This window comes from Gemmatimonadaceae bacterium, assembly GCA_020851035.1.
Lineage (GTDB): Bacteria > Gemmatimonadota > Gemmatimonadetes > Gemmatimonadales > Gemmatimonadaceae > JACMLX01.
The window spans coordinates 149,682-175,943 of record JADZDM010000001.1 but is presented as its reverse complement, the minus strand read 5'-3'; the positions used below and the strand labels follow the sequence as shown (position 1 = coordinate 175,943).

21 protein-coding genes are annotated in these 26,262 nt (G+C 70.8%); 9 read left to right on the top strand and 12 right to left on the bottom strand.

The window, feature by feature from the left end; genetic code table 11:
- Positions 1 to 14: 14 nt before the first annotated feature.
- Positions 15 to 500 (bottom strand): NUDIX domain-containing protein, encoded by a 486-nt coding sequence (locus tag IT355_00760; protein MCC7051763.1) that lies wholly within the window; start codon positions 498 to 500, stop codon positions 15 to 17.
- Positions 497 to 2,578 carry a hypothetical protein gene (locus IT355_00755; protein MCC7051762.1) on the bottom strand — a complete coding sequence of 694 codons (2,082 nt, stop codon included), beginning with the start codon at positions 2,576 to 2,578 and terminating at the stop codon, positions 497 to 499. The genes IT355_00760 and IT355_00755 overlap by 4 nt, the downstream gene beginning before the upstream one ends.
- A 57-nt stretch (positions 2,579 to 2,635) precedes the next feature.
- Here IT355_00755 and IT355_00750 point away from each other — a divergent pair, with 57 nt between their 5' ends.
- The 3 genes from IT355_00750 to IT355_00740 are packed head-to-tail and all read left to right on the top strand — an operon-like array spanning position 2,636 to position 6,283.
- Entirely contained in the window at positions 2,636 to 4,129 is a 1,494-nt protein-coding gene (locus IT355_00750; GenBank protein ID MCC7051761.1) for a chorismate-binding protein, read from the top strand.
- Positions 4,126 to 5,169, top strand: a complete 1,044-nt coding sequence (locus tag IT355_00745; protein ID MCC7051760.1) for a hypothetical protein — start codon at positions 4,126 to 4,128, stop codon at positions 5,167 to 5,169. Before IT355_00750 ends, IT355_00745 begins: the two co-directional genes overlap by 4 nt.
- On the top strand, positions 5,162 to 6,283 hold the full coding sequence (locus IT355_00740; GenBank protein MCC7051759.1) for a glycosyltransferase family 9 protein: 1,122 nt from the start codon (positions 5,162 to 5,164) through the stop codon (positions 6,281 to 6,283). The genes IT355_00745 and IT355_00740 overlap by 8 nt, the downstream gene beginning before the upstream one ends.
- Positions 6,284 to 6,307: 24 nt before the next feature.
- On the opposite strand, the gene maf is transcribed toward IT355_00740, so the two are convergent.
- Both maf and IT355_00730 read right to left on the bottom strand, forming a co-directional pair.
- The gene (gene maf / locus IT355_00735; protein MCC7051758.1) at positions 6,308 to 6,895 is read right to left on the bottom strand and encodes a septum formation inhibitor Maf; all 588 of its coding nucleotides are present in this window, start codon (positions 6,893 to 6,895) and stop codon (positions 6,308 to 6,310) included.
- A 4-nt stretch (positions 6,896 to 6,899) separates the two neighbouring features.
- The gene (locus IT355_00730; protein ID MCC7051757.1) at positions 6,900 to 7,337 is read right to left on the bottom strand and encodes a D-tyrosyl-tRNA(Tyr) deacylase; all 438 of its coding nucleotides are present in this window, start codon (positions 7,335 to 7,337) and stop codon (positions 6,900 to 6,902) included.
- Between the two features lie 128 nt (positions 7,338 to 7,465).
- On the opposite strand from IT355_00730, the gene IT355_00725 reads away from it, so the two are divergent.
- From IT355_00725 to IT355_00715, 3 genes are all read left to right on the top strand, one after another.
- A complete protein-coding gene (locus tag IT355_00725; protein ID MCC7051756.1) occupies positions 7,466 to 8,491 on the top strand; it encodes an ROK family protein in 1,026 nt (341 codons plus the stop codon).
- A complete protein-coding gene (locus IT355_00720; protein ID MCC7051755.1) occupies positions 8,488 to 9,909 on the top strand; it encodes a M20/M25/M40 family metallo-hydrolase in 1,422 nt (473 codons plus the stop codon). The genes IT355_00725 and IT355_00720 overlap by 4 nt, the downstream gene beginning before the upstream one ends.
- A gap of 170 nt (positions 9,910 to 10,079) precedes the next feature.
- Positions 10,080 to 11,693 (top strand): DUF1996 domain-containing protein, encoded by a 1,614-nt coding sequence (locus tag IT355_00715; protein MCC7051754.1) that lies wholly within the window; start codon positions 10,080 to 10,082, stop codon positions 11,691 to 11,693.
- Between the two features lie 35 nt (positions 11,694 to 11,728).
- Here IT355_00715 and IT355_00710 read toward each other — a convergent pair whose 3' ends face one another.
- Positions 11,729 to 12,607: a hypothetical protein gene (locus tag IT355_00710; GenBank protein MCC7051753.1), complete on the bottom strand. Its 879-nt coding sequence runs from the start codon at positions 12,605 to 12,607 to the stop codon at positions 11,729 to 11,731.
- A 415-nt stretch (positions 12,608 to 13,022) separates the two neighbouring features.
- Here IT355_00710 and IT355_00705 point away from each other — a divergent pair, with 415 nt between their 5' ends.
- Positions 13,023 to 13,511 carry a DoxX family protein gene (locus tag IT355_00705; GenBank protein ID MCC7051752.1) on the top strand — a complete coding sequence of 163 codons (489 nt, stop codon included), beginning with the start codon at positions 13,023 to 13,025 and terminating at the stop codon, positions 13,509 to 13,511.
- On the opposite strand, the gene IT355_00700 is transcribed toward IT355_00705, so the two are convergent.
- The 6 genes from IT355_00700 to glmM form a co-directional block, all read right to left on the bottom strand.
- Entirely contained in the window at positions 13,490 to 13,693 is a 204-nt protein-coding gene (locus IT355_00700; protein MCC7051751.1) for a hypothetical protein, read from the bottom strand. The two genes, IT355_00705 and IT355_00700, sit on opposite strands and share 22 nt — an antisense overlap.
- 69 nt (positions 13,694 to 13,762) lie before the next feature.
- On the bottom strand, positions 13,763 to 15,640 hold the full coding sequence (locus IT355_00695) for a serine hydrolase (protein ID MCC7051750.1): 1,878 nt from the start codon (positions 15,638 to 15,640) through the stop codon (positions 13,763 to 13,765).
- Positions 15,637 to 18,033, bottom strand: coding sequence for an ABC transporter permease (locus IT355_00690; protein ID MCC7051749.1), 2,397 nt, complete (start codon positions 18,031 to 18,033; stop codon positions 15,637 to 15,639). Before IT355_00690 ends, IT355_00695 begins: the two co-directional genes overlap by 4 nt.
- Complete coding sequence (locus IT355_00685; protein MCC7051748.1) at positions 18,009 to 18,764, bottom strand: ABC transporter ATP-binding protein; 756 nt, start codon at positions 18,762 to 18,764, stop codon at positions 18,009 to 18,011. Before IT355_00685 ends, IT355_00690 begins: the two co-directional genes overlap by 25 nt.
- Positions 18,765 to 19,010: 246 nt before the next feature.
- Positions 19,011 to 20,837, bottom strand: a complete 1,827-nt coding sequence (glmS, locus tag IT355_00680) for a glutamine--fructose-6-phosphate transaminase (isomerizing) (GenBank protein ID MCC7051747.1) — start codon at positions 20,835 to 20,837, stop codon at positions 19,011 to 19,013.
- A gap of 37 nt (positions 20,838 to 20,874) precedes the next feature.
- Entirely contained in the window at positions 20,875 to 22,260 is a 1,386-nt protein-coding gene (gene glmM / locus IT355_00675; GenBank protein ID MCC7051746.1) for a phosphoglucosamine mutase, read from the bottom strand.
- Between the two features lie 206 nt (positions 22,261 to 22,466).
- Between glmM and IT355_00670 the strand changes: the two genes are divergently transcribed.
- Complete coding sequence (locus tag IT355_00670; protein ID MCC7051745.1) at positions 22,467 to 23,897, top strand: AMP-binding protein; 1,431 nt, start codon at positions 22,467 to 22,469, stop codon at positions 23,895 to 23,897.
- Between the two features lie 17 nt (positions 23,898 to 23,914).
- On the opposite strand, the gene IT355_00665 is transcribed toward IT355_00670, so the two are convergent.
- Complete coding sequence (locus tag IT355_00665) at positions 23,915 to 25,018, bottom strand: response regulator (protein ID MCC7051744.1); 1,104 nt, start codon at positions 25,016 to 25,018, stop codon at positions 23,915 to 23,917.
- A gap of 74 nt (positions 25,019 to 25,092) precedes the next feature.
- Between IT355_00665 and IT355_00660 the strand changes: the two genes are divergently transcribed.
- Positions 25,093 to 26,262 (top strand): PLP-dependent transferase, encoded by a 1,170-nt coding sequence (locus tag IT355_00660; protein MCC7051743.1) that lies wholly within the window; start codon positions 25,093 to 25,095, stop codon positions 26,260 to 26,262.

The following is a 26,262-nucleotide window of genomic DNA, read 5'->3' as shown; positions in this document are numbered from 1 at the left end:
GAACACCTGAGAACTCAAAGGACCCTGAGCACATCCTCCACCGCCCCACCGTCCTTGCCGTTGCGGAACAGGTGCTGAACGTGCTGCATCGCCTCGCGCTCGCGCGGCCAGGCACACCGCTCCATCGCAACGGCCAGCGGCAGCCACTCCACCGCGTCGTGCTCCTCGCCGATACGCACCGGCGCCGAGTCGCGAGCGACGATGGCGCAGAACACCACCGTCAGGCTCAGCACGCCCTGCTTGTGCAGGTAGAAGCCGCCGAGCGTGATGTTGTAGAGCCGCTCGACGGTGAGCCCCGTCTCCTCGTGCACCTCACGCAGCGCCGCCGCCTCGGGCGTCTCGCCGGGCTCGATCTTGCCATGCACGGTCTCCCATGCGCCGGTGCACCGCATCCCCGCCGCGCGTCGCATCAGCAGCGCCTCGGGGCCGGCGGCACCGAATCGCAGCACCACCACGTCCACGATCGACACCCGCACCGGCACCGTCTCACCACCCGTCACAGGATCCGCCAGAAGTCGCGGGACACGTCGAGGCTGAACATCCACCGCCCATCGCGCAGGCCGCGCGCGACGTCGGCGCGCAGCAGGTTGAATAGGCCGATGCCACCGAGGCCGACCGACGGGTACCAGCCGAGCGGGCCATCCGTCCGCGCCCCGCGCGACTTGCCGTCGGTCCATGCCGCGGCGACGTACGGCGCGAGCACCACCTGGGCCGGCACCCTGCCGTAGCGGCCGAGCGGGATCGACGGGCCGGGCACCCCGTGCTGCCACTCGATGCGCTGCGACACACCCGCGCGGCCGCGCAGCCGATGGAAGCCCATGCCCGGCGCCGTGATCGGCCCGCCCAGCCAGGTCTCGTACTGCGGCGGCTGCAGCCCACCGGTGAGACCGGCCGCGATCGTCCGCAGCACCAGCCGGTCGCGCCCGATCGGCCGCTGCACGTCCAGGTCGAGCGTGGCGCGGCCATAGTCGGCGCCGCCACGCCCAACCAGCCGGATCGCGTCGAGCGCGCCATTGAGCGCGATCTCGGTGCCCAGCCAGCCCAGCGCGGTGGGACGGCGCACCAGCAACGACACACGCCGGAACTCACCGTCCACCACCAGCGGCACCGGTTCGTACCGGCCGCTGGACGGCGTGGCGTACACCGCCGACCGCGCGTGCCGCTCGACGGCCACTTCCAGCGCGGTGCGCCAGCGGCGCTCGCGCAGCGGCGGCAGGTCCACGCGCAGCGCCACCTGGCGCCGCTCGAAGGGGCTGGTCCAGTCGCTGCCGAACTCCTGCGCCGCGATCGAGTTCTTCGTGATCGACCCTTCCGGCACGACGCCGATCTCACCAAGCTGCCGCTCGGCGCGCAGCGAGACGCCCGCGCCCGAGGCGCGCTCGTAGACGATCGCCGCACCGCCACGCACCGCGCCGGTCGTGGTGCTGATGCGCGCCGTGCCACCGATGCGCAGCCCGCCGCCGAGTCGCTGCGTGATGCCTGCGCCGAGCGCCAGCCCCTCCACGCGGTTCACGCGTGCGAAGTCGGACAGGCTGCGCGCCTGCAGCGCCGTGGCACGGGTGCGCTGCAGCGCCTGCGCGCGCACCAGCTCACGGGCGGCATCCTGCACGGCGCGCACGTCCGAGTCGGTGACCGTGCGCACGTCGGGGGGCAGGCCGTCGAGCAGCGCCCCCGTGAACGCGAACGCGGCCCGCCGGTCAGGTGGCGCCGGCTCGATCTCCGGCCCCCCGAAGCTGATGCCGGGCAGGCCGGTGTTCACGTCGTAGTCGCGGATCTCCCAGCGGCCGCGGATGATGCCGCGGAACGGGAAGTCCAGCCAGGTGCCGCTGCGGCGGATCTCGATCTGCTGGCGGCGCGGCAGCCAGTACCGGTCCTCGATCAACCCGTTCTCGAGGATCACCGACACATCCTCCAGCGACTTGTCACGCAGCGCGACGCGGGTGAACGAGAACGCCATCCGCACCACCTGCGCCGTGCTGCGCTCCACGAACAGCGCACCCACCGCCCGGGGCTGGCGGTCATCTTTGGGCCGGATGCTGAGCTGCAGCACCTCGATGGTGCGGTCGGCGAGGCGGATCACCAGCGAGTCGGCCACACGGAAGTCGTAGGCCGCCATGCCACGGGCCGAGAGGGGGTGCGGCACGTCCAGCACCTCGTCGCCGTCGCCGAGCCGGATGATCTCGGGGAAGTTGTTCTGGACGATGCCGAGATGGTCGCGGTGGTACTCGATATCGGTCGGGAGCAGCAGCGTGTCGCGGCGGCCGAGGATGCGCTGCTTGCTCTGGCCGGGTGCGCGCCAGAAGACCTCGAGCCCCAGCTCGTCGGCCTTGACCACCTTCGGCGGCTCGCTCAGCCCCTCGCCCGACTGGGCCAGGAAGGTGACGTAGCCCCGCGCCCGTGCGCTGTAGTCGTGGAGGGTGGTGTCGGCGAGTTCCGCCGTCCGGCGGGCCGTCGCCCGCTGCGCCAGCGAGACCGCCCGTGCATCATTCCATTCGGCGACCTGGCCGTGTACGGTGTTGGGGTGCGCCACGAGGAGCGCCAGCACGGCGGCACCGACCCGGATCAGCTGTCGTCGCATCCCGCAATCTCTCCCTCACGTGCCGCCGACGGCACCCACGCCCTCCGCCCGTCCCGCGTGTCCCTGGTCACATCGTTCGACGCCTTCCGGGCGATGGCCGCCCCCGGCCGCCTGGTGCCGGTCTGGCATGACTGCCTGCTGGATCTCGACACGCCCGTCTCGGCCTTCGCGAAGCTCCGGCGCGGGCCGTTCGCGTTCCTCCTCGAGTCCGCACCGGCCGGGAGCGAGACCTGGGCCCGCTACACCTTCCTCGGCACCGAGCCGCGGGCCGCCTGGCGCCTGCGGGACGACACCGTGGATCGCTGGACGCCGGACGCCGGCTGGCATGGCGCGGAACCGGTGGCGGACCCCTTCGAGTCGCTGCGCGCGGAGGTCTCACGCTACGAGCCGGTGGTGGTGCCGGAGCTGGGCGACTTCTGGGCGGGCGCCGTGGGGTTCTTCGCCTACGACATGGTGCGCCACATCGAGCACCTGCCGGTGCGCTCGCCGCGTGGCACCGACACCCCGGATGCACTCTGGATCACCACCCGCACGGTGGTGGTCATGGACAACCTCAAGTCGCAGGCGCGGGTGGTGACCTCGGTGCCGGTGGACTCGGTGGACGACGCCTCGCTCCGGACCGCCTGGGAGGCGGCCGTGGGCGAGGTGCAGGACACCATCGCACGGCTGCAGGGGCCGGCGACGCTCCCGCCGCTGGTGCTGGATGAGACCGCGCCAATTTCCGAGGGGCGCAGTAATTTCACGCGCGAGGCGTTCAGCGCGGCGGTGGAGCGGATCCGCGAGTACATCGTGGCCGGCGACTGTTTCCAGTGCCTGCTGGCGCGGCGGATCACCGTGCCGCACGACTTCGACGGGCTCACGCTCTACCGGGCCCTGCGGGCGCTCAACCCCTCGCCGTACATGTACCACCTGGTGCTCGACGGCATGGAGCTGGTGGGGAGTTCGCCGGAGGTGCTGGTGCGGCTGGCGGGCGGCACGGTCACCGTCCGCCCGATCGCCGGCACGCGCCGCCGCGGCACGACGGCGGCGGATGACGCACGGCTGGCGGCGGAGCTGGCGTCGGACGAGAAGGAGCGGGCGGAGCACGTGATGCTGGTGGACCTGGGACGTAACGACGTGGGACGACTGGCGCGCTTCGGGACGGTGCGCGTGACGGAGTTCATGACCGTGGAGCGATACTCGCATGTGCTGCACCTCGTGAGCGAGGTGACGGGTGAGGTGGGGGCCGGCATGTCGGCCCTCGACGTCGTGCGTGCGACCTTCCCGGCCGGCACGATGACGGGCGCGCCGAAGGTGCGGGCGATGCAGATCATCGACGAGCTCGAGCCCGAGCGCCGCGGCCCGTATGCCGGCGCCGTGGGTTACCTCGCCGCCGGCGACCGGCGCATGGACCTGGCCATCACCATCCGCACCTGCGTGATCGCCGGTGGCGAGGCCAGCGTGCAGGTCGGCGCGGGCATCGTCTACGACTCGGTGCCGGCGCACGAGTGGCTGGAGACGGAGAACAAGTCCCGCGCGCTGCTCACCGCGATCGGCCGGGTGCGCGCATGACGTCGAGCCTGCACGATGCCGTCTCGCCCTTCGCCGGCTCGCCCATCGCCTCTCCCGGGGGCCTGATTCCCGACGGCATGTATCCCTCGGGGTACACCATGAAGCTGGTGCGCGATGCCACGGTGGTCGCGCACGGCAGCACGATGGAGTACTTCGAGCTGATGCTGCTCGGCCACGCGAGTGTGTACGAGTGGGCGGCAGCGCACCCCGAGCGCCGCGCGTTGATGGGACGCCAGACGGCGTACAGCGTGCCGCTGCCGGGGAACGAGGAGGTGAGCGTGGTGGTGCGCCACAGCCATCACGGCGGGCTGCTGGCCTCGGTGACGTCCGATGTCTTCCGAGACCCGCGCGCCGCCGACGAGCTGCGCATCAGCTGGACGCTGCGGCATGTGGGCATCCCCACCCCGCGTGTGCTCGGCTTCGTGCTCTATCCGGTGATGTACGGCCAGCTCTGGCGGGCCGACGTGGTGACGCGCGAGATCACCAACGCCAAAGACCTGGCCACGATCCTCTCGGTGGAAGACGCGCCGGCGGAGCACGAGCGCGCGATCGACACCACCATCGTGCTGCTGCGGAAGCTGGCGCGCACGTGGGCGTATCACCCCGACCTGAACGTCAAGAACATCCTGATCGCGACCGATGACGACGCGGCGGAGACGGACGCGGACGACGGGCCCGGCGATGCGCCTCCCGCGGATGTGATACCGCAGCGATCGACTCCGGCAGCGCTGGAGGCGGTGCGGGAGGACGCGGGCGAGCGTGCCGACGGCGCGCCCGGCGACGCCGATGCGCCGCCGCCGCCCCCGGACGGCGAGGTGACCGAGTCCACGGCCGTCACGCCGGAGCCGTCGGTGGCACCGGCGGTGGCCATGCCATCGGGACGGCAGCTGGCCTACGTGCTCGACGTGGACACGCTGAGGTTCGCCGAGAAGAAGGCCGAGTGGATGAACGTGGCGCGCCTGGTGCGCTCGGCGCGCAAGTGGCAGGAGAAGACGCCCGGTCCCGGCTTCGCCAGGCTCATCGAGCGCCTCGGTGGCTGACGGCGCGGCGACCACCGTCGCCCCCGCCGCGCGGCCCGCCACCGTGCGTGCGTCGCTGGACCGGATCTGCATCGTGATGATGAGTGCCGTGGGTGATGCGGTGCATGTCCTGCCCGTGCTCACGGCACTCCGGCGCCACCGGCCCGATGCGCGTGTCACGTGGATCCTGCAGCCCGGCCCGGCGACGCTCGTGCGCGGCCATCCCGACATCAGCGACATCCTGCTGTTCGAGCGTGGCAACGGGCTGCGCGCCTTCAACGACATCCGGCGCCAGCTGTCCACCCGGCGATTCGACGTGGCACTGGCGCTGCAGGTGTACCTCAAGGCGGGCATGATCACGCGCATGGTGAAGGCGCCGGTGAAGCTCGGCTTCGACATGGCGCGGGCACGTGACATGAACTGGGTGTTCACCAACGCGCAGGTGCCGCCGCACCCGATGCAGCACGTGCAGGACCAGTACCTCGAGTTCCTCGACGCGCTGGGCGTGCCGCATGGTGCGCCGGTGTGGAACCTGGGGCCCTGGCCGCACGAGCGGGGACAGCAGCGCGAGCGGCTGCGCGTGTTCGACCGGCCGATCGCGCCGATCGTGGTGGCCACCAGCAAGACACAGAAGGACTGGCTCCCGGCACGATGGGCCGAGGTGTGCAACGTGCTGCACAGCGACTTCGGGCTGCAACCGGTGCTCGTGGGTGGCCGGTCCGACCGCGAGCTGGCGGCCGAGCGCACCATCATGCAGGCCGCACGCGTGCCGGTGGTGAGTGCGCTCGGCAGCGGCCTGCGCGGGCTCGTGCAGCTCATCGATGGCGCCGCCCTGGTGCTGAGCCCGGACACGGGTCCGCTTCACATCACCGTCGCGCTGGACCGCCCCGTGGTGAGCCTCATCGGCTACTCGAACCCGAAGCGCGTCGGGCCCTACCGGAAGTTCCACGACCTGATGATCGACGCCTACGGCGAACCGGGCGAGGATTACCCGATCAGCATGGAGAACCGCCTCGATCGCCTGCCGCGGATCACCGTCGAGGACGTGCTGTCGCGGGTGCAGCGCTGGAAGGTGGCGTATGCCGGACAGTACGGTGAGCGCAGCGCCGGTGCGGGCGACGCACTCACCGGCTGACCGGTCGCGCGGGGCCGTGGCCGCTCAACCGGCCTGCAGCGGCCCGAAGCGATAGTGCACGCCCATCCGCGCGGCGAGTGTCACCACGGTCACCAGCGAGAGGCCCATGACGGCGAAGTAGTCGCCCTCGATATGCTCGACGATGGTGGCGCCGTAGCCCTGGATGCCGTAGGCGCCGGCCTTGTCCATCGGTTCGCCGGTGTTCACGTAGCGCACGATCGTGTCGTCGTCGAGCGGCCGGAACCGCACGCTCACACGCACCACCTCCGACTCCACGCGGCCGCCGTGTGCGACGGCCATCGCGGTGCACACCTCGTGCGTGCGCCCGCTGAGGCGGTGCAGCATGGCCCGCGCCTCCGCGATGTCGGCCGGCTTGCCGAGGATCGCGCCATCGACGACGACGATGGTGTCGGCGGCGATGACGAGGGCATCCGGGGCACCGGCAGCGACGACCGCCGCCTTGGCGCGGGCCAGGCGCTCGGTGTGCGGCACCGGCGCCTCGTCGGGCCACGGCGTCTCGTCGATGTCGGCCGGCTGCACGGCGTGGTCGATGCCGACCAGCGAGAGCAGTTCCCGCCGCCGCGGCGACTGGGAGGCGAGGATCACGCGCATGAGGTCAGCGTTCGAGCCAGAGGGTGACGGGACCGTCGTTGACGAGGTCCACGTCCATCATTGCGCCGAACTCGCCGGTTTCCACCGTCAGGCCCTGCGCGCGGAGCAGCGTGATGAAGCGTTCGTAGAGCGGGATGGCGACCTCGGGCCGTGCCGCCTCGATGAAGCTGGGCCGGCGGCCCCGGGTGGCGTCGCCGTACAGCGTGAACTGGCTCACCACGAGCACGGCCCCCCCCACGTCGCCCAGCGCGAGGTTCATCTTCCCCTCGGCATCGGCGAAGAGCCGCAGGCCAGCCACCTTCTCGGCCATCCAGGCCAGCCGCCCCTCGTCGTCGGCATGGGTCAGCCCGAGCAGCAGCAGGTAGCCGCGCCCGATCCGACCCGTGACCCGATCGTCCACCCGGACTTCGGCGCGGCTGACTCGCTGGAGGAGGACTCGCATCTGCCTGCAAAGTTGACGTGCCGCGCCCGAGGCACCAGACTCCCGCATCCAGAACCCCCACATCGCTGCAGGTGGTGAGCCCGGCTCGTCGCACGGTGATGTCGCTGCGCTGCCCGGAGACTTCCGCTGTGAGAATCCTCGTCATCGATGTCGGCGGTACCCACATCAAGGTTGCCGGATCGTGGGACCGCGTCACCCATCGCATCCCGTCCGGCCCCACCATGACCGCGGCCGACATGGTGCGCGGGGTCCTGCAGCTCACGAAGGACTGGGATTTCGAGGCCATCTCCCTCGGCTATCCCGGCCCGGTGAAGGACAACCGCCCGTACCGCGAGCCGATCAACATCGCCGGTGGCTGGATCACCTTCGACTTCCAGAAGGCCTTCGGCAAGCCGGTGCGGATCATCAACGACGCCGCCATGCAGGCACTCGGCAGCTACGCCGGCGGCCGCATGCTCTTCCTGGGGCTGGGCACCGGACTCGGGAATGCGATCGTCGAGGACTGGCACGTGGAGCCGCTGGAGCTGGCACACCTGCCGTACCGCAAGGGCAAGAGCTACGAGGAGTACATCGGTGATGCCGGCCTGGCGCGCCTCGGCGACGAGAAGTGGGAGCGGCACGTCCACAAGATCTGCGACCTGTTCCGCGCCGCACTGCTCTGCGATGGCATCGTGCTGGGCGGCGGCAATGCACGCAAGCTCGTGCACCTGCCCGATGCCGCCACCCGCGGCTCGAACGAGAACGCCATCCAGGGTGGCGTGCGACTCTGGGAGCGCACCGCCGAATCGACGCCGGTGGAATTCACCGATGCCGGCACGGCCGCCATTGCCGGCGCGCCGGCGAGTGTGGCCGGACCCGCGCAGTCCGCGGCGGCGCGGCGCGCGAAGTCGCCACGCACCCGGCCGGCATCGACGCAGTCACCGAGGAAGGCGGTGAAGAAAGTGGCGAAGAAAGCGGCAAGGAAAGCAGCGAAGAAAGCGGCGAAGACAGCGGCGAAGACAGCGGCGAAGAAAGCAGTGAGGAAGACGGTGAGGAAGGCGCCCACGAAGAGAGGCGCTGAAAAGAAGGCACCGGCGAAGCAGGCACCGGCCACGGCAGTGAAGCAGGCCACCCGGCGGAAGGTCCCCGGGTCACCCAAGCGACGATCCTCATGACACTCACCGCCGCGTCCCGCACGCTCGCCCTGCTCGCGTGCTCGACGGCGCTGCTCTGCGCGCAGTCCGCCACGCCCGCTGCCCGCCATCGCGCCGAGGAACGTGCGATCCTCGCGGAACTCGTGAACGTGAATTCGTCGAGCAACACGGCGGGGGTGCCGCGGCTGGCCGGGTTGGTCGCACGACGCCTGCGCGCGGCCGGCTTCGCGGCGGCCGACGTGCAGCTCATGGGGCCAAGCGCCGAGCTCACTTCGCTGGTGGTGCGGTACCGCGGCCGCGCGTCGGGGCGGAAGCCGATCCTGGTCATGGCGCACATGGACGTGGTGCCGGCGCTGGCGAGCGACTGGTCGCGGCCGCCGTTCACCTTCGGCGAGACCGACGGCTGGTACTACGGCCGCGGCGTGGACGACAACAAGGCCGGCCTGGCCGCGATCGTCGCGACCTTCGTGCGCTGGAAGCGCGCGGGCTGGGTGCCCGACCGTGACATCATCGCCGTGCTCAGTGCCGACGAGGAAACGGATGGTCGCTCGATCCGGTGGCTGCTGGAGCACCATGCACCGCTGCGCGAGGCGGAGCTGGCGCTGAACACCGATGCCGGCGGTGTCGCCACCGAACAGGGGAAGGCCGTCGGTGTGGGGATGCAGGCCGCCGAGAAGGTGTATGCGGACTTCCACCTCGAGTCGACGAACCCGGGCGGGCACAGCTCGGTGCCCCGCGCCGACAACGCGATCTACGAACTCGCCGCCGGCCTTTCGCGCCTGGGCGCCTTCAGCTTTCCGGCGCGACTGACGGAGATCTCGGCAGGCTACTTCCGTGAATCGGCGGCGTCACAGGCGCCCGAGCTGGCGGCGCTGATGCGCCGTGTGGCGGCGGGTGCGACCGACTCTGCCAGCGTGGCCGCACTGTCCGCAGGCAACCCGTGGTTCAATTCCGTGCTGCGGACCACGTGTGTGGCCACGCGCCTGTCGGGTGGCCACGCGGACAACGCGCTGCCGCAGCGTGCCACCGCACTCGTGAACTGCCGCATGCTGCCCGATGAGCCGGTGGACTCGGTGATGGCCGTGCTGCAGCGCGTGGTGGGGCCGAAGGTGAAGGTCAGTCGCACCCGCGAGGTCGTGCCATCCCCGCCGTCGGCGCTGCGCCCTGACGTGATGGGCACGATGCGGGCGCTGTCGGCCGCATTCTTCGGCGGCGCACCGGTCGTGCCCGAAATGAGCACCGGGGCCACCGACGGCCTCTTCACGCGGAACGCCGGCATCCCGACCTACGGCGTCTCGGGACTGGCCTCCGAGCAGGGTGAGCCGTCGCGGGCCCACGGTCGCGACGAGCGGATCGGCGTCGAGGCGTTCCACGTCTCGGTGGCCTTCTGGGAGCAGCTCGTGCAGCGCATGGCGGCGGCACCGGCTCCTCTGCCCTGAGCGCAACGGCCCCCGCCGACGGCCCGGCGCCAGGCGGGGCGGAGACGGCGCAGGGCTTGCACTGGAGGGGGCAGACCCCGGCGTCGTGACGCGACGCATGCAGCGGCGGTCTGGTTCCGGGGGCTGCGTCCGCGCCCCCGTGGCCCCCCTCGCCCGCGGACCGTTCCGAGATGTCCCTTCGTTCCGTGCCCGACGCCGGGCTCGCCACGCACAGGATCCGCGTTGTCCTCGGCGCGACGCTTTCGCTGGCCCTGTTCGCGTGCAGGTCCGACGCAGCGCTGCCCCCCGGCCCGGGCGGCTCGCCCGGGGAGGTCTCGACCAGCACGACGACCATCAGCGTGGCGACCGCGAGCGTGCCCCTCGGCCGCACGACCACGATCAGCGTCGTGCCGCGGGATGCCGCCGGCGCGCGGATCGGACCCGGCCTGACGGTGGAGATCGCCGTCAGCGGAGGCACCAGCACCGGCCGGGTGGGTGACGTGACGTTCTTCACCTTCGACTCGAGCTACCGGGCCGTGTACACCGGCACCGGCGTCGGCACGGCCGCCACGGTCCGCGCGACGATCGGCGGCACGCCGCTCACCACCACGCGCACGCTGGCGGTGCAGCCGGCCCCCGTGCAGCAGTTCACCTTCTGCTCCACCACCGGCGCGGTCTGCGAGTTCATCGGCCGCCGCGACGTGATGCTGGTGGCGGCCAGCGGCGTGACGCACACGCAGGCGTTCTACGGCAGCGTCCCGTGCGCCGCGAGCGGCTACGCCCGCGGGTTCAGCGGTGCGCCGCCGGCCGCCTACACGGAGTGCCGCATCGGCGAGGAGCAGACCGTCGAGATGCCGAACGCCATGCCCGGCATGGCCGGCCTCGATGCCGCGGTGCTGCAGGTGCCACTCGGGGATGCCGGCGTGCCGGGCCCGCTGGTGCGAGCCGGCAGCGTCGCGCCCTCGGCGCCGCAGGGCGAGGGCAGTTTCCGCATGACCTGCACGCTCGCGAAGATGGACTTCTTCGACCCGATCGTGTATCCCGGCGGGGCGAACCTGTCGCACCTGCACATGTTCTTCGGCAACGCCGACATCACGCCCGGATCCACGTCGCCGAGCCTCACCACCAGCGGCGCGGGTACCTGCCAGGGTGGGACGGTGAACCGCACCGGCTACTGGGTGCCGGCGGTGTTCGACGTGCGCACCAGCCGGGTGATCCCGCCCGATGTCGCGACCATCTACTACAAGACCGGCTACAATGTCGATCCCGCCACGATCCGCGAGATCCCGGCCGGCCTGCAGATGATCGCCGGCGACCGCGGCAACGTGGGGAAGACGCAGGTGATCAACGCGCTCGACGTGGCCACGTGGGGCTGCCTGAAGACGTCGCGGCCGGTGACCGGGGCGATTCCGGACTGTCCCGTCGGCGACATGGTGACGCTCAGCATCAACTTCCCGCAGTGCTGGGACGGGGTGCGCCTCGACTCGCCCGACCACAAGGGCCACATGGCGTACCCGGACTACCGCAACCCGCCGGCGCGCTCGACCTGCCCGCCGTCGCACCCGGTGATGCTGCCGATCATCACCGAGATTTTCCGCTGGCCGGTCACCACCGGCATGACCCCGGCCTACTGGCGGCTGACGTCGGACATGTATCCCGCCGCGACCCGCGGCGGCTATTCCGCGCACGCCGACTGGATGAACGGGTGGACGCCGGAGTTCTTCCGGCTGATCGTCACCAACTGCCTCCAGCCCGGTCGCGACTGCCTCGTCGGCCTCCTCGGCGACGGCCGCGAGCTGTACTAGCGCCAGCACCGGTCATGCCGTCGGCGTCCGCGCGGCTACTGCGCCGGCCGGCAGTCCGACAGCCACATCGCCGACGGCAGCACCTCGCGGTACTCGGCGAACGTACCGGTCAGTCGGACAGAGGACTTCGGGCGCAGCGTGAGCGCATACACCGACTGCCCGGGTGCCAGCACGCACATGATCTCGGTCTTGAACTGCGGGTAGCCGGGGAGCCTGACGGCCTTCTCTTCCCACGAGAGGATGGCGAACCGCACCCGGTACGACTCGCCATCGCGCGTGACGCTCGCGACCGTCCCGCTCAGCGTGAACGAACGACCAGCGTAGCGCAGGGGAATCTCGCTCACGTTCCGTTCCGCCTCCTTCGACACCCGGTCCGCCAGTGTCTGCGCCGTCAGCGCGGTGGGCGGGCCGGCCGCCGCCGTGGCCGTCCGCCCGCGCGCGGCAGCGGCGACGCCGGCGCTGCCGCCCTTGAGCTCGGCCAGCACGGCGCACACCTCGCCACGCACGGCCTCCTGCTTCGCGAAGACCCCCCCGCGCAACGTGACGCGCAGCTGCATCGTGGTCAGCTGCCCCTCGGTCGTCGCCTGCGCCACGATCTGGAACGACCGCCGATCGGCGGTCTGCGGCACCTCGAGCAGCATGTTGCCGGCTGCCGGCTCGGCCGCCAGCACATCGTAGCCGCGGGCGAGCACGATCCCGCGCAACTGGTTCACGGCGTCCGGCGTGGACAGGTCCGGCACGCTCTGGATGGCCGTGTAGCGCAGGCCGGTGATCGGGTTCCCGCTCTTCGCGAAGGTCGCCTCACAGGTCTGGGCCGCCGCCGGAGCGGCGCCCACCAGCAGCACGAGCAGTGCGGAGGTCCACGCAGGCCGGCCGAGCCGGCTGCAGTGTGTCACGGAAGTGGATGATCGCATGGCAGGATCGGGAGAGACAGTTGGTTCCGTGCTGTCGCGTCAGCACCGCGACGCATCGGCGGCGACGCACCTCGCGTCACACCGCACACGGAACGTGACCGGGCCGGCCTGCGCACGGCGACTGGTACCTGCCGTGGACTCGCGGTGACCAACGGCAGATCCGCGATGACGAGCCAGGCAGCGCGCCACGGCGGACGCCAGACTCGCGGGCGGCACGAACGGCGGCCGCGCCTGCGCCAGCTCGCCCCGACGCGTGAGCGGAACTGGGTACCATCACGGCCTCACTCGCGCCCCGCGTGACGAACGGCGGATTTCGTGCCATGAGCGACATGTCGCCGACGGCGTGCGCGCGGCATTGTGGAGGAACGTGCGGGGAACACTCCCGCGACCGCACCCACCTGCAGAGGGCCCGCTCATGTCACTGCCCGAGCACGACCGGCACGTTTCGTCACTCCGGCGCACCGGAGCGCTGTCCACGCCGTTCCCCTTCATCGCACTCCCGCACGCGATCCGCCTGCTGCGCATCGGTACCGCCGGCCTCTTTCTCGCGCATGCGGTCGTGCGCGTCCTTCGCGATGGCTCGGTGGCCAGCTTCGGCGCCTATCTCGAGCGCACGGGCCTTCCGCTCGGCGTGCTGCTGGTCTGGCTCGTGACGGCCTTCGAACTGATCGGCGGCACGCTGCTGCTGCTCGGGATCCGCACGCGTGTGATGGCGGCCGGCTTCACGCTGCTGCTGCTGGCCGGCATCGTGATCATCCACCGGCACCTCGGCTGGTTCGTCGGGGAGCATGGCAGCGGCGGCAGCGAGTACAGCGTCGCGCTCATCCTGGCACTGCTCGTGCTGGCGGCCGCCGACACGCCGCCCGGAGCGGCGTCACGCACTCAGTGGCCCAGTGCCGACTGAATGGCGGCGCGACAGGTGCGTCCGCTGGTGAGCCGGCGGCCGGTGAGCCGGCGGCCGGTGAGCCGGCGGCCGGTGGGCCGTGTCCGCACGCACTCCCCCGCGAACGGTGACTCGTCGTCCGCGATGAGCACCGTGACGGCTTCGGGCAGCCACCACACGGTGGAGTCGCCCCGCCACATCATCCACCGACGCCGGGAGATCGGCCGGCGTTCGTGCGGGGTGTCAACGGCCTGGGGACACGTGCCAGACGCCTAGCGGAGTTCGATCGTCGACAGCAGCGGCACGATGACATCGCGCAGCGCAGCCGTCAGCCGCCCCGGCGCCACGTCGGCGTCGAGGCGGAACCAGTCGGTGCCCACCTGCGTCTCGAGCTGCGTCCGCTGACGCGCGCCCGCAGGTGTGCGCTCCATCCAGGTCCGGCGCGTCCACTCGTGGCGTCCGATCGATTCCGACCGTGTCGACAGGCGGAGGGCGACGGGCATGCCGCCCCGGCTGGGCGCGAGCACACCGCTGAGGCGTGTCGTGGGGTCGGCTGTGCGCACCGCAGTGAACGCGTTCCCGTCGAACGACACCGTCCAGTCACGCGGCACCTGGATGCGGACGCGGCCGCCCGGCGATTCCCGCTCCTGCACGCGCGCAACGTCGGCGGCGCTGCGCCTGCGGAACACGCCCCCGGGCACACTGCCGGCGAGGCCGGTGACCACACCAGCGGGTGTGATCGTGAAGGTGATCGGCGCGGCACCGGCGATGTTGCGCAGCACCGCACTCGACGGACTCACGAAGTCGAGATCGGCGCGGTAGCGAGAGGCGCCGGCATCCATGCGGAACTGCAGGCGATCGCCCCGCGGCGCACCCACGACTTCGGCGCGAAAGCCGTCCGGCGAGAGGTAGGTGCCGAGGTAGCGATCGCGCAGTGCACCCGGCAGCTCGTAGGCGTTGCGCGTCGGATCGGCCTCGGTGGGCCGTCCGAGCGTGCTGAGGGGCTCGCCGTTCGTGATGTGGAGGAGGTTGTTCACGAGCCAGAGCTGACCGGGATAGCGATACGCATCGAGCGTCGGGCCGCCATACAGCACGCTTGCGGCGGTCTTCGTGAGGGTGTCGATGATCGTCCATGAGCTCATCACGACGGTGCTGCCGCCGTGGTTGATCACCGTGCGCCCGTCCGCGCTCACGACCACCCACCCCATCCCATAGCCGGACTTTCCCCCGCGCACCCCCATCTCCGGCATGGTGACGGTGGTGATGCTCCCCGGCACGAAGAGTTGCGCCACCGATTCCTCGCGCAGGTAGCGCGTGCCGCCCGTGGCACCTTTCCGGAGCAGCATCCCGAGGTACTTCCCCATGTCGTCCGCCGACATGCGAAGCTCGCTTCCGGCCGCGAGGGCGCCGGAGATGAACCGCGGGCCGGCGGGGCTGACACCGTCGGGCTCCGCATGATGGCCCCACAGCGCACCGATGTCCGCGAACCGCGCCCGCGAGGTGCTGGACCGGGTCATGCCGAGCGGGTGGAAGAACTCCTGTTCGAGGAAGGCGCTATAGCGCATGCCCGAGACGGCCTCGATGATCGCACCGGCGACGCTCCAGTTCTCGTTCGCGTACTCGAACGATGTTCCCGGTGTCCGCGTGAGTATCACCGACGACAGGCCGCGCACCTCGCGCTCCATCGCCCCTTCGTCCGAGTCCTGGCTGTACAGCCACTTGTCGGCGCTCGGAATCCCCGACGTGTTGTGCAGCAGCATGCGCACCGTGATCTCGCCGCCGCGGCGATCCGCGGTCCGGAACCACGGCAGGTACCGGACGACCGGCGCATCGAGCCGGACCAGTCCGCGCTCGACGAGTCGCATCATCGCGATCGCGGTGATGGACTTGGTCTGCGATCCGATCGCGACCGGCGACCGTGTGGTCATCGGGCGCGTGCCGCCGGCGACCTCGACCCCGAATCCCCTGCTGTAGGCGACGGTGCCGCCCCTGACCACGACGACGGAGAACCCGGGCACGGGGATCTCGCGGAGATGGCGCACGAGGAAGCGATCGAGCGAGTCGCGGACGCCACGCGGCAGCGGCTGCGCCGACATCGGCATCGAGAGCAGCAGCTGGGCGGCCGCCAGCAGCGTGAGGGTCGGCCTCATTCGACGATCAGCGTGCGCGGGTCGATCGCGAGCACCTGTCGCGATGGCCACCAGGCGCTGGCAAGGCAGCAGCACACGATCACCGGCGCCATCACGGCCATGCCGAGGGCCCAGTTTTCGAGCGGGAACGTCACCAGCCCCACCGTCCCGAACACGCCGGACAGCACGGTGCGCGCCAGCAGGAACCAGAGCACCAGCGCGGCCAGGACGCCCGCCACCGCCTGCACACCCACCGCGGCCATGATCGAGGATCGCAGCTGCCCGGGGGTCATGCCGGTGGTCTTGAGGATCCCGAAGACCCGTCGGTGCTCCGCGATCGTGAGCAGCGTCGTGTTCACGATGAACACCGCTGCGGCGATGAGGAACACGAGCGCGAGGAACCCGTTCGTCATGCGCAATCCCGTCATGATCTGCGCCAGCTGGTCCCGGATGAAGAAGTCACCGCGCTTCGCGTCGACGGCCTCGCCGTACTCGCGCTCGAGGGCCGCGATGAAGCGGTCCACGTCGGTGCCCGCGACCAGCGCCAGCGCGTACTCACTCGGTGTCCAGAGCGGGTCGGCCCGCCGGACCGCGTCCGCGCGGACACGGAAGCCGTGGCCGGTGTTGTTCATCGACTGGAACACCCCCACCACCCGCAGCGTGAGCGGCGCACCGAGCATCTGCACCGTGAGGGTGCTGCCGACGTCGAGCCCCATCTCCTCCGCTGTGCGGATGCCGATCGACATCTCACTCGCGCCGGCCGGATTGCGGCCGCGCACGTTGGTGTAGCCCAGGCCCGCCATGTCACCGTCGATGACCAGTCCGTTCACGTTGCGTGTCGCACCGCGCGTTCCGGCGGGGAAGTTCCCGTCCATGAAGTTCCAGGTCGCCACGGCCTTCACGCCGGCCCGCGTCGTCAGCACCTCCATCATCGCCTCGTGGCGCATGCCGAAGCGCCGGCCGGCACGCGTCACGCGCACGTCGGCGGCATCGAAGCCGAACGCCGCGAGATGCAGCGTCATGCGTCCGAAGGTGTAGTCGAGGTTGATCGCCAGCGCGGAGGCCAGCGTGGCGAACACGACGGCGAGCGCGAGCACCGCCGCGCGCCGCTTCTGCTGCCCGAGGCTCCGGATGGCGACGATCAGCGGCACCGAGGCCCAGCGCAGCCGGTGCAGCGGCACCCCGGGCGACGGCGCCGCCTGCCCTGCCGACGCGCCGAAGCGGATGGCGTCCACCGGCCGCACGCGCGCCGCAACACGCGTGGCGCGCGCCACCACGAGCGTCACGATCGCGAGGAGCACCACCGCGAGCACGATCGCCATCCCCAGCACCGGGGCGAACGGCACCGGCGTTGCCACGGTGCGGGTGAGCATTGCCACCGCCTGGCGCACGAGCACCACGCCCGCCAGGACGCCGATGGGAATCGCCACCAGCGCGAGGACCAGGTACTGCAGCAGGTAGGCGCGCGCCACGTCGACGGGCCGGAACCCCTGGGCACGCAGGATGCCGATGATCCGGTAGTCGGTCATCACGGCGCTGGTGATCGTCCCCTGCACGGCCAGCAGCGCCACCAGGAAGCCGAGCGCCGAGAAGGCGACCACCACCGCGCCAAGCAACTCGTATGGCGCCGTGTACGACGACACCACATCGCGCTCCGACATCAGGCCGCCGCTGTAGGTGCCGCCGAGCGCGCGCATGTACCGGTCCCACGCCGCGTCGACGTCGGCGCCACGCGACAGGCGGACCGCGACGATCACGCGCGTGAGCAGCGGGCTGGCGAAGTGCATCGGCAGTTCGCCGGCCCCCACCCAGACGCGCGCCGGATTCGCGAACGCGCTGCTCGCGAGCGGATCGACCACGACGGCGCCGACGACGAGGGGCACGAGACCGTCGGTGGCGGGGAGCTGCAGGGTATCGCCCGCGTGCGCGCCGATCTCCTCGGCAAGCCCGGTCGGCAGCCAGATCTCGCCCGGCCCCGGGCCGGCGGCCGCGCGCCCCTCGATGATCCGGATCGAGTCCTGGTCCGACCGGTGCACCGGCCGCTCGACGAGTTGCAGGAACCGGCTCAGCTGACGCCCGCGGAAGAACGCGCTCTCGGAGAGGTCCATGGTCGCCATCGCCTCGCTGACGGCGCGCACGCCGGGCTGTGCGCGCCACCACGCCCGCACCGAGTCCGGCTCGTGAATGCGCGCGTCGAGGTACATCGTGACCTGCGACGCCCGCTGGGCATCGAGCATGGCCCGCACCGGGGTGTGGATCTCCCGCAGCAGCCCGATGCCGGTGCAGAGCATCAGCGCCGCGAGTGTCAGGATGGTGCCGATCAGCACACCCTGCCCCCGGCGGCGCCGCAGGTTCGCGGCCGCGACCAGCGCCAGGCTGCGCATGCCGGTCACCAGCCCTGCGCGCCGAGCCACGCCACCAGCAGCGACTCGCGATCCTCGATCGCCGCGCCCCGGTCGGCGAACTGGAACTCGCCGTGCACCTGCCCGTCGCGCAGGAACAGCACGCGATCGGCGATGCAGGCGGACTTGACGTCGTGCGTGGCCATCACGATCGTCTGGCCACGGGCGTTGATCTCGCGGAACCCGTCGAGCACCGCGCGGCCGGCTGCGGAGTTGAGGGCGCCGGTCGGTTCATCCGCGAGCAGGGCGCGCGGCCCGTTGATCATTGCCCGGGCGATCGCGGCACGCTGCTGCTCGCCGCCGGACACCTGCGCCGGCAGGCGCTGCACGAGCGCCCCGATGCCGAGCATGTCGAAGAGCGCCGTGGCTCGCCGATCCACCGCGTCGCGGTCACCGTTCACCAGGTATCCGGGCAGCACGACGTTCTCGAACAGCGTGAGATGCGGAATCAGGTTGATGGCCTGGAACACGAAGCCGATTCCCTCGCGGCGGAGCACCGAGAGTGCGGTCTCGTCCATCTGGTCGATGCGCTGGCCGGCGAAGTGGATCTCGCCTGCGCTGGCCTGTTCGAGTCCCGAGATCAGGTAGAGCAGTGTCGACTTGCCTGAACCGGAGCTGCCCATGAGCACGAGCAGCTCACCGGGCTGGACCTCGAGGTCGACGTCGCGCAGTGCGAACACCGGTGCGGCGTCGGTGACGTGGCGCTTCGAGAGGTGTCGCGTCCGGACGAGGGGCTCCGGCATGAGATCGGGGCTGTGGTGAGGGGGGCGTTCGCCGGCGTGCCGTTCCCGTGCACCGAGGGTACGCCGCGGTGGCGGGCGCGGCAATCGCGGTGAGACGAAGCGCGCGTACCCGGTGGTGAACGGGTGTGTTCGCGCCGCGGGCGGCGCCGGCCGTGGCAGCGCCTGCCGCCGTCCCGATGCCCGCAACGCACGAACGCACGTCCCGGTGACCGGGGCGTGCGTTCGTGAGGAACCAGGAGCGGTGCGTTACTCCACCGTCACCGACTTGGCCAGGTTGCGCGGCTGGTCGACGTTGCAGCCTCGCTTGACCGCGATGTAGTAGGCGAGCAGCTGGAGCGGCACCGACGCCAGGATCGGCGTCAGCATGTCCATCGTCTCCGGCACGCGGAACTCGTAGTCCAGCAGCCCCTCGAGCGACTCCTCCTCGCGGGTGGTGATGGCGACCACGGTGCCCTTGCGTGCCTTCACCTCCTGCACGTTGCTCACGACCTTGTCGAACACGGCGTCGTGCGGGGCGATGAACACCACCGGCATCATCTCGTCGATGAGCGCGATCGGCCCGTGCTTCATCTCGGCCGCGGGGTAGCCCTCGGCGTGGATGTAGCTGATTTCCTTGAGCTTCAGCGCGCCTTCCAGCGCACTCGGGAAGTTGTAGCCGCGGCCCAGGTACAGGAAGTTCTGCGCCCGCTTGAACTCCTCGGCCACCGCCTCCACGTCGCTGGCGCGCTCGAGGATCTCCTTGATCTGGCCCGGCAGTGCCGACAGCGCGGCGATGACCTGGCGGCCCTGCAGGATGCTCATGGTGCGCAGGCGGCCGAGCTTGAGCGCCAGCAGCGTGAGCGCGATCACCTGGCTGGTGAACGCCTTCGTGCTCGCGACGCCGATCTCGGGGCCGGCGTGCAGGTAGATGCCGCCGTCGGCCTCGCGGGCGATCGTCGAGCCCACCACGTTCACCAGGCCGAGCGTCTTGGCGCCGCGGGCCTTCGCCTCGCGCAGCGCCGCCAGCGTGTCGGCCGTCTCACCCGACTGCGAGATCACCACGCAGAGCGTGCGGTCGGTGATGATCGGGTTCTTGTAGCGGAATTCCGAGGCGTACTCGACCTCCACCGGGATGCGGGCGAACTCCTCGAGGAGCTGCTCGCCGATCAGCGCCGAGTGCCACGAGGTGCCGCAGGCCGTGATGACGATGTTGTCGATCTTCAGCAGCTGCTCGTCGGTCAGGTTCAGGCCGCCCAGCTTGGCCGTCCCCTCCTCCTGCAGCATGCGGCCGCGCATGGTGTTCTCGATCGTCACCGGCTGCTCGAAGATCTCCTTCAGCATGAAGTGCGCGTATCCGCCGCGCTCGATCTGGTCGATGTCCCAGTCGATCTTGCTGATCACCTTCGTGACGGTGCTCTGCGAGTGGTCGATGACGCGGAACCCGGTGCGGGTGAGCACCGCCACGTCGCCGTCCTCGAGGTACACCACGTCGCGGGTGTGCGAGAGGATGGCCGAGACGTCGCTGGCCACGAACCACTCGTCCTTGCCCACGCCGATCAGCAGCGGGCTGCCCTTGCGGGCGGCCACGATCTTGTCCTTGTCACGGCTGGAGATCACGGCGATGCCGTAGGTGCCCTCGACGCGCTTGAGCGCCTGCACCACCGCATCCTCCAGGCTCCCGTCGAAGAGCTCCTCGATCAGGTGTGACAGCACCTCGGTGTCGGTGTCGGAGGAGAAGACGTGGCCCCGGGCCTCGAGCGAGCGCTTGAGCGAGGAGGAGTTCTCGATGATGCCGTTGTGGACCACGGCGATCGTCTTGTCCTCGTCCATGTGGGGATGGGCGTTCTTCTCGGTCGGCGGGCCGTGGGTGGCCCAGCGCGTGTGCGCGATGCCGACCGAGCCGTGCGTCGGCTCGTCGAGGATGGCCTTCTCGAGCTTCGCGATCTTGCCGGCGGCACGGCGCATCTCCACGCCACTGCCGTTCATGGTCGCGACACCCGCCGAGTCATAGCCGCGGTACTCGAGGCGACGCAGCCCTTCCAGCAGCAGCGGGGTCGATTCCCTGGTCCCGACGTATCCGACGATTCCACACATGTTGGTTGCCCTTCGAGGTGACTATTGAGTCCGGCGCTCAGCGCGCAGGAGCGCGCACGAGTTCATCCAGCGGTTCCCGCGACTGCGACACCAGGGCTTCCGCCTCCGCCCGCGTGGGCGCCTCGGCGATCACCCGCACGATCGGCTCCGTGCCGGACGGGCGCACGTGCACCCACCGGTCCGGCCACGACAGCCGCAGCCCATCCTGCACATCCACCGTCGCGTCCGGGAAGGCGGCCCGCAGGGCGGCGTACACCTCGCCCAGCGGTGCATCCGGACGGTCCAGCTTGTCCTTCACGATCTCGTAGCGCGGGGACGCCGCCTTGAGTTGCGACGGCGTCATGCCGGAACTACACAGCAATTGCAGCACCAGCGCGGCGCCGGCCGGGGCATCCCGGCCGAGATGGAGGTCCGGCAGGATCACGCCGCCGTTCCCTTCCCCGCCGATGGCCGCCCGTTCCGCCTTCATGCAGGCCGCGACATTGGCCTCGCCCACCGGCGAGAGCACGCAGCGCTGGCCGGCGGCGATCGCGGCGTCCTCGACCACACGAGAGGTCGAGAGATTCGTCACGACCACACCCGGCCGCTTGCGGAGCACGAGGGCGGTGGCGAAGGCCAGCGTGTAGTCCTCCCCGATCGGCGAACCGAGCTCATCAACGATGGCGAGGCGGTCGACATCCGGGTCCACCGCCAGGCCGATGTCGGCTCCGCTCTGCCGGACCAACGCCGAGAGGTCGCCGAGGTTCTCGGCGATCGGCTCGGGGGCGTGCGGGAAGCGACCGTCGGCCTCGGTGTGGATGGCCGTCACCTCGCACCCGAGGGCGTGCAGCAGCGCACTCATGATCGGGTAGCCGGCACCGCGGACGCAATCGAGCGCGACCTTCAGCTTCCGGGCCCGCAACGCCGGCACGTCGAGGTAGTCCAGCGCCAGGATCAGGTCGAGGTGCCGCTGTACGGCCCCGGTGTCCAGGGTGGTGGCGCCAAGCCTGTCCCAGGTTGCCCGGGCGAAGCCGGCGTCGGTTGCGGCGCGGAAGCTCAGGCTGTCGGCCTGGTCGAGGAACAGCCCCGAGGGTCCGATGAACTTGAGCGCATTCCATTCCACCGGGTTGTGGCTGGCGGTGATCGCGAGGCCGCCGGCGGCATGATGGTGCTCCACGGCGAGCTGGACCGTTGGAGTGGGCACCACGCCGATGTCGATCACCTGGCACCCCACCGACTCCAGCGCGGACAGCACCACGCGATGGAACATCGGACCCGAGACGCGGCTGTCACGGCCGACCACGATGGGGCGGCCCGGCGTCCTGCCGGTCGCCCAGGCTCCGAAGCCGGCAGCGTAGGTGGCGACCACTTCCGGGGTCAGCCCCGCTCCGACGCGGCCGCGGATGCCAGACACCGAGACCATCAACCCTTCAAATGATGACATTGAACACGTTCTGGGTGGGTGGATCGAGTGGCGGGGACCGTCGTCCCCGGTGCCACCGGCTGCAATACCGGACGCCTGCGACAAGGCCCCTCCCGGGCCGGGAGGATGCGTGCAAGGACGCCCGTGTGCTGTGACGCGTCACGATGGACTGCTACGTTCCGCGCCCGACCTGCAGCCTGCCGCGAAATTTCGCCCAATCCGGAACCATGAGCAATCCATTAGCGCTGCTTCCCCTTGCCGCAGGCGCTCACGGCGGGACGATCGATGGGCATCCGGCGGCCCAGCTGGTCGGGGCGGGACTGACGCTGCTGCAACGCAGCGCCCCGCTCGCCAGGCGGCTGTACGGCCGTCGCGCAGCCCTGCTCCTCCCCACCTCGCCGCAGTTCCTGGTGGGCCTCGCCGCCAGTGAGGGGCGGGGTGCGGTGCTGCTCAACCCGCTCTGCTCCAGGGCCGAGCTCGCCGCCCAGTGCCATGACGCCGATGTCGGCGCCGTGTTCACCATCGCCCCGTTCGCCGACCGTCTCCCCGACACCCTGCCGGTGGTGCTGCTCGACGACGCGCCGCGCCATGCGACCGTGATCCTCGACGGCCACGCCTCGGTGGTGGACCTGGGGGCACACATCGGGCTGTCGCTCGAAGGCGACACCGAAACCGAGGGCAGCGACGAGGAGGCTGCCGTCGTCTACACCTCGGCCATGGCCGGCCGGCCGCTGGGCGCGATCCTCACGCACCGGAACCTCCTCGCCAACGCCATCGCCACGGTCGATGCCGCCGAGCTCGGTTTGGCGGACCACGTGCTGGCGCTCCTGCCGTGGAGCCACCTCTTCGGCATGACCGTCACCCTCACCGCGCCACTCCTGGCCGGCGCGCGCGTGACGACGATGCCGCGCTTCAATCCCCTGAAGGCGGTGGAGCTGCTGGTCGACCAGTCGATCACCATGCTGGTGGGGGTGCCTGCGGTGTTCATCGCGATGCTCTCGGCGATCGAGCGTCGCGGCGGGACCATCGACGTCCCCGCCCTCCGTCTCTGCATCTGCGGCGGCGCCCCGCTGCCGGTGTGGGTGCAGCGGAAGTGGGAGACGGCCACCGGTTCGCCACTGCGCCAGGGCTACGGGCTGACCGAGGCCGGACCGGTCTGCCTGTTCAACCGCGTGGACCGCCCCAACCGCATCGGCACCCTCGGCATCCCTTACCCGGGGGCTGAGGTGAGCGTGCGGGCGCCGGTCAGCGCCGCCGAGCTGCCGGTCGGCAGCAGCGGGGAGATCTGCGTGCGCGGCCCGCTGGTCGGGCCCGGCTACGTCTCCGGCGGTGAGGAGGGCCTGCAACGCACCGACGGCTGGCTGCAGACCGGGGACCTGGGCAGCATGGATGCCGAGGGCGTCGTCACCTTCGAGGGCGTGATCAAGCGGATGTTCACCCGCAACGGGTTCAACATCTTCCCGACCGAGCTGGAAGGCGTGATCGGGGCGCTGCCTGGGGTGACGCGCGTCGAGGTCACCGCCACGCCGGAATCGACCCGCGAGAACGAGATCGACGTCACCGTGCACGGGGCGGTGACGGCGGAGGCCGTGCGCCACTGGTGCGAGTCGCACCTCGCGTCGTACAAGCAGCCGACGCGGATCACGATCGTGGCGTAGCCGCGCCTGTCGCGGCGCTACTGCGGCAGGTCGGTGCGCGGCAGCAGCGCGATCTCGCCCGAGTCGATGGCGTCGATGAAGGCGCCGACGCAATCCGCATCGAACTGCGATCCGGCGCAGCGGCGCAGCTCCATGAGGGCATCGGGCAGCACCTTGCCCCCGTCGTCGCGGTAGCGGCGGCCACTGGTCATCGCATCGAAGCTGTCGGCGACCGACACGATGCGCGCCTCGAGCGGGATCTCGGTGCCGGTGAGCCCGTCGGGGAGGCCGGCGCCGTCCATGCGCTCGTGGTGCCAGCGCACGATGTTCAGCAGCTCCGGCTGGTCCACGACCATGGCCGAGAGGATGCGCCACCCCACGATCGGGTGCGTCATGACGTGCGCGTACTCCTCCGGTGTGAGGCGGGCGGGCTTGGTGAGGATCTCCTCGCGGACGCCGATCTTGCCGATGTCATGCAGGCGGCCGCCGAGGGTGACGGCGCGCACCACGGCGGGGGGCAGGTCGAGCCGGCGGGCGATGGCGGTGGCGTACTGGCTCACGCGCACGCTGTGGCCATGGGTGTACGGGTCCTTGGCTTCGAGCGCCTCGGCGAGGGCCTGCACGCCGCCCAGGAACTGCTGCTCGATGCGGCGGGCCTGGGCCTGGACCTTCTGCTCCAGCCGCGTCTGGTACTCACGGTTCTCCAGCACCAGGCGCCGCCGTTCGAGCACGGAGGTGATGCGCGCGCGCACCTCCTCCAGGTGGAAGGGCTTGGTGAGGTAATCGAGGGCGCCGACGGAGAGGCAGCTCACGGCCGTCTGCACGTCGCCGTTGCCGCTGATCATCATGACGGCGGCGTCGGGCCAGCGCTGGCGCAGCTCACGCAGCAGTGAGAAGCCGTCCATCTTCGGCATCTCGATGTCGGTGAGGATGAGGGTGGAGGGGCACTCCTCCATGCGGCGCACCGCCTCCTCGCCATTGCTGGCCTCGTCGACGATGAAGCCGTCGGCGCGCATCACGCGCACGAGGATCTGGCGGAGGCGCGGCTCGTCATCCACCACCAGGCAGCGGGGCACGGTGGCGGTGGCGAACGGATCGAGGCCGGCGGTGGAGGCCAGGTCGAGGGCCAGGACGCCGGTCACGCGGCGTCCTGCGGGCCGCCGTGCGAGGGGCCAGACGCGGGGTTACGATTCGCCCCAACCCCATTCCGATCCCGATGACCCGCATCCTCGACACCGACCTGCGCGACGGTCCGTCCACGCGCGCGATCCATGCCGGCCAGCGTCCCGATCCCACCTGTGGTGCGATCATGACGCCCCTCTACCTGACCAGCACGTACGTGCATGAAGAGTTCGGCGTGCATCGCGGCTACGAGTACGCCCGGGGCAAGAACCCGACCCGTGAGGCGCTCGAGCGCAACGTCGCGGCGCTGGAAGGGGCGACGCACGGCTTTGCCTTCGGCAGCGGGATGGGGTGCCTCACCAGCCTGATGATGCTGTTCAGGTCGGGCGACCACATCGTCGTCGGCGAGAACGTGTATGGCGGCACGTACCGGCTGTTCGACAAGCTGCTGCAGCAGTTTGGCCTCACATTCAGCTATGTCGACACGCGTGATCCGGCGCGCATCGCCGACGCCGTCACGCCGGCCACCCGCGCGCTGATGCTGGAAACGCCGACGAATCCCCTGATGCGGCTGACGGACCTCGCGGCCGCCGCGGCCATCGCGAAGCGGGCGGGCGCGCTCACCATCGTGGACAACACCTTCGCGACACCGATCTTCCAGCGTCCGCTGGAACTGGGCGCGGATGTCGTCTGGCACTCCAGCACCAAGTACCTCAACGGGCACAGCGACATGATCGGCGGCATCGCCGTCACGTCCGACGAGGAGCTGGCGACGCGGCTCCAGTTCATCCTCAATGCGGCCGGTGCGGTGCCCGGGCCGTTCGACGCCTGGCTCTGCCTGCGCGGCACCAAGACGCTCGCGATCCGCATGCAGGCGCATGACGCGAATGGCCGGCGCATCGCCGCCTGGCTGGCGGGGCGGCTGGGCCACGAGCGGGTGCTCTACGCGGGACTGGAATCGCACCCACAGCATGCGCTCGCGGCGCGACAGATGTCGGGCTTCGGCGGGATGATCTCGATCGAGCTCGGGACGCGGGAGCGGGTCAAGACCATGCTGGACCGCGTGCGCCTCTTCAGCCTGGCCGAGTCGCTCGGTGGGGTCGAGAGTCTGGTCAGTCATCCGGCCAGCATGACGCATGCGTCGGTGGAGCCGGAACGGCGCGCGAGGTTGGGTATCACGGAAGGGCTGGTTCGCCTGTCGTGCGGCGTGGAGGATGCCGACGACCTGCTGGGTGACCTGGAGCAGGCGCTCCATGGGCTGTAG

Coding starts and splice junctions, on each gene's coding strand:
- IT355_00755 (MCC7051762.1), bottom strand. CDS start 2,578: ATGCGACGACAGCTGATCCGGGTCGGTGCCGCCGTGCTGGCGCTCCTC.
- IT355_00745 (MCC7051760.1), top strand. CDS start 4,126: ATGACGTCGAGCCTGCACGATGCCGTCTCGCCCTTCGCCGGCTCGCCC.
- maf (MCC7051758.1), bottom strand. CDS start 6,895: ATGCGCGTGATCCTCGCCTCCCAGTCGCCGCGGCGGCGGGAACTGCTC.
- IT355_00730 (MCC7051757.1), bottom strand. CDS start 7,337: ATGCGAGTCCTCCTCCAGCGAGTCAGCCGCGCCGAAGTCCGGGTGGAC.
- IT355_00720 (MCC7051755.1), top strand. CDS start 8,488: ATGACACTCACCGCCGCGTCCCGCACGCTCGCCCTGCTCGCGTGCTCG.
- IT355_00715 (MCC7051754.1), top strand. CDS start 10,080: ATGTCCCTTCGTTCCGTGCCCGACGCCGGGCTCGCCACGCACAGGATC.
- IT355_00710 (MCC7051753.1), bottom strand. CDS start 12,607: ATGCGATCATCCACTTCCGTGACACACTGCAGCCGGCTCGGCCGGCCT.
- IT355_00705 (MCC7051752.1), top strand. CDS start 13,023: ATGTCACTGCCCGAGCACGACCGGCACGTTTCGTCACTCCGGCGCACC.
- IT355_00700 (MCC7051751.1), bottom strand. CDS start 13,693: ATGATGTGGCGGGGCGACTCCACCGTGTGGTGGCTGCCCGAAGCCGTC.
- IT355_00695 (MCC7051750.1), bottom strand. CDS start 15,640: ATGAGGCCGACCCTCACGCTGCTGGCGGCCGCCCAGCTGCTGCTCTCG.
- IT355_00685 (MCC7051748.1), bottom strand. CDS start 18,764: ATGCCGGAGCCCCTCGTCCGGACGCGACACCTCTCGAAGCGCCACGTC.
- glmS (MCC7051747.1), bottom strand. CDS start 20,837: ATGTGTGGAATCGTCGGATACGTCGGGACCAGGGAATCGACCCCGCTG.
- glmM (MCC7051746.1), bottom strand. CDS start 22,260: ATGTCATCATTTGAAGGGTTGATGGTCTCGGTGTCTGGCATCCGCGGC.
- IT355_00670 (MCC7051745.1), top strand. CDS start 22,467: ATGAGCAATCCATTAGCGCTGCTTCCCCTTGCCGCAGGCGCTCACGGC.
- IT355_00660 (MCC7051743.1), top strand. CDS start 25,093: ATGACCCGCATCCTCGACACCGACCTGCGCGACGGTCCGTCCACGCGC.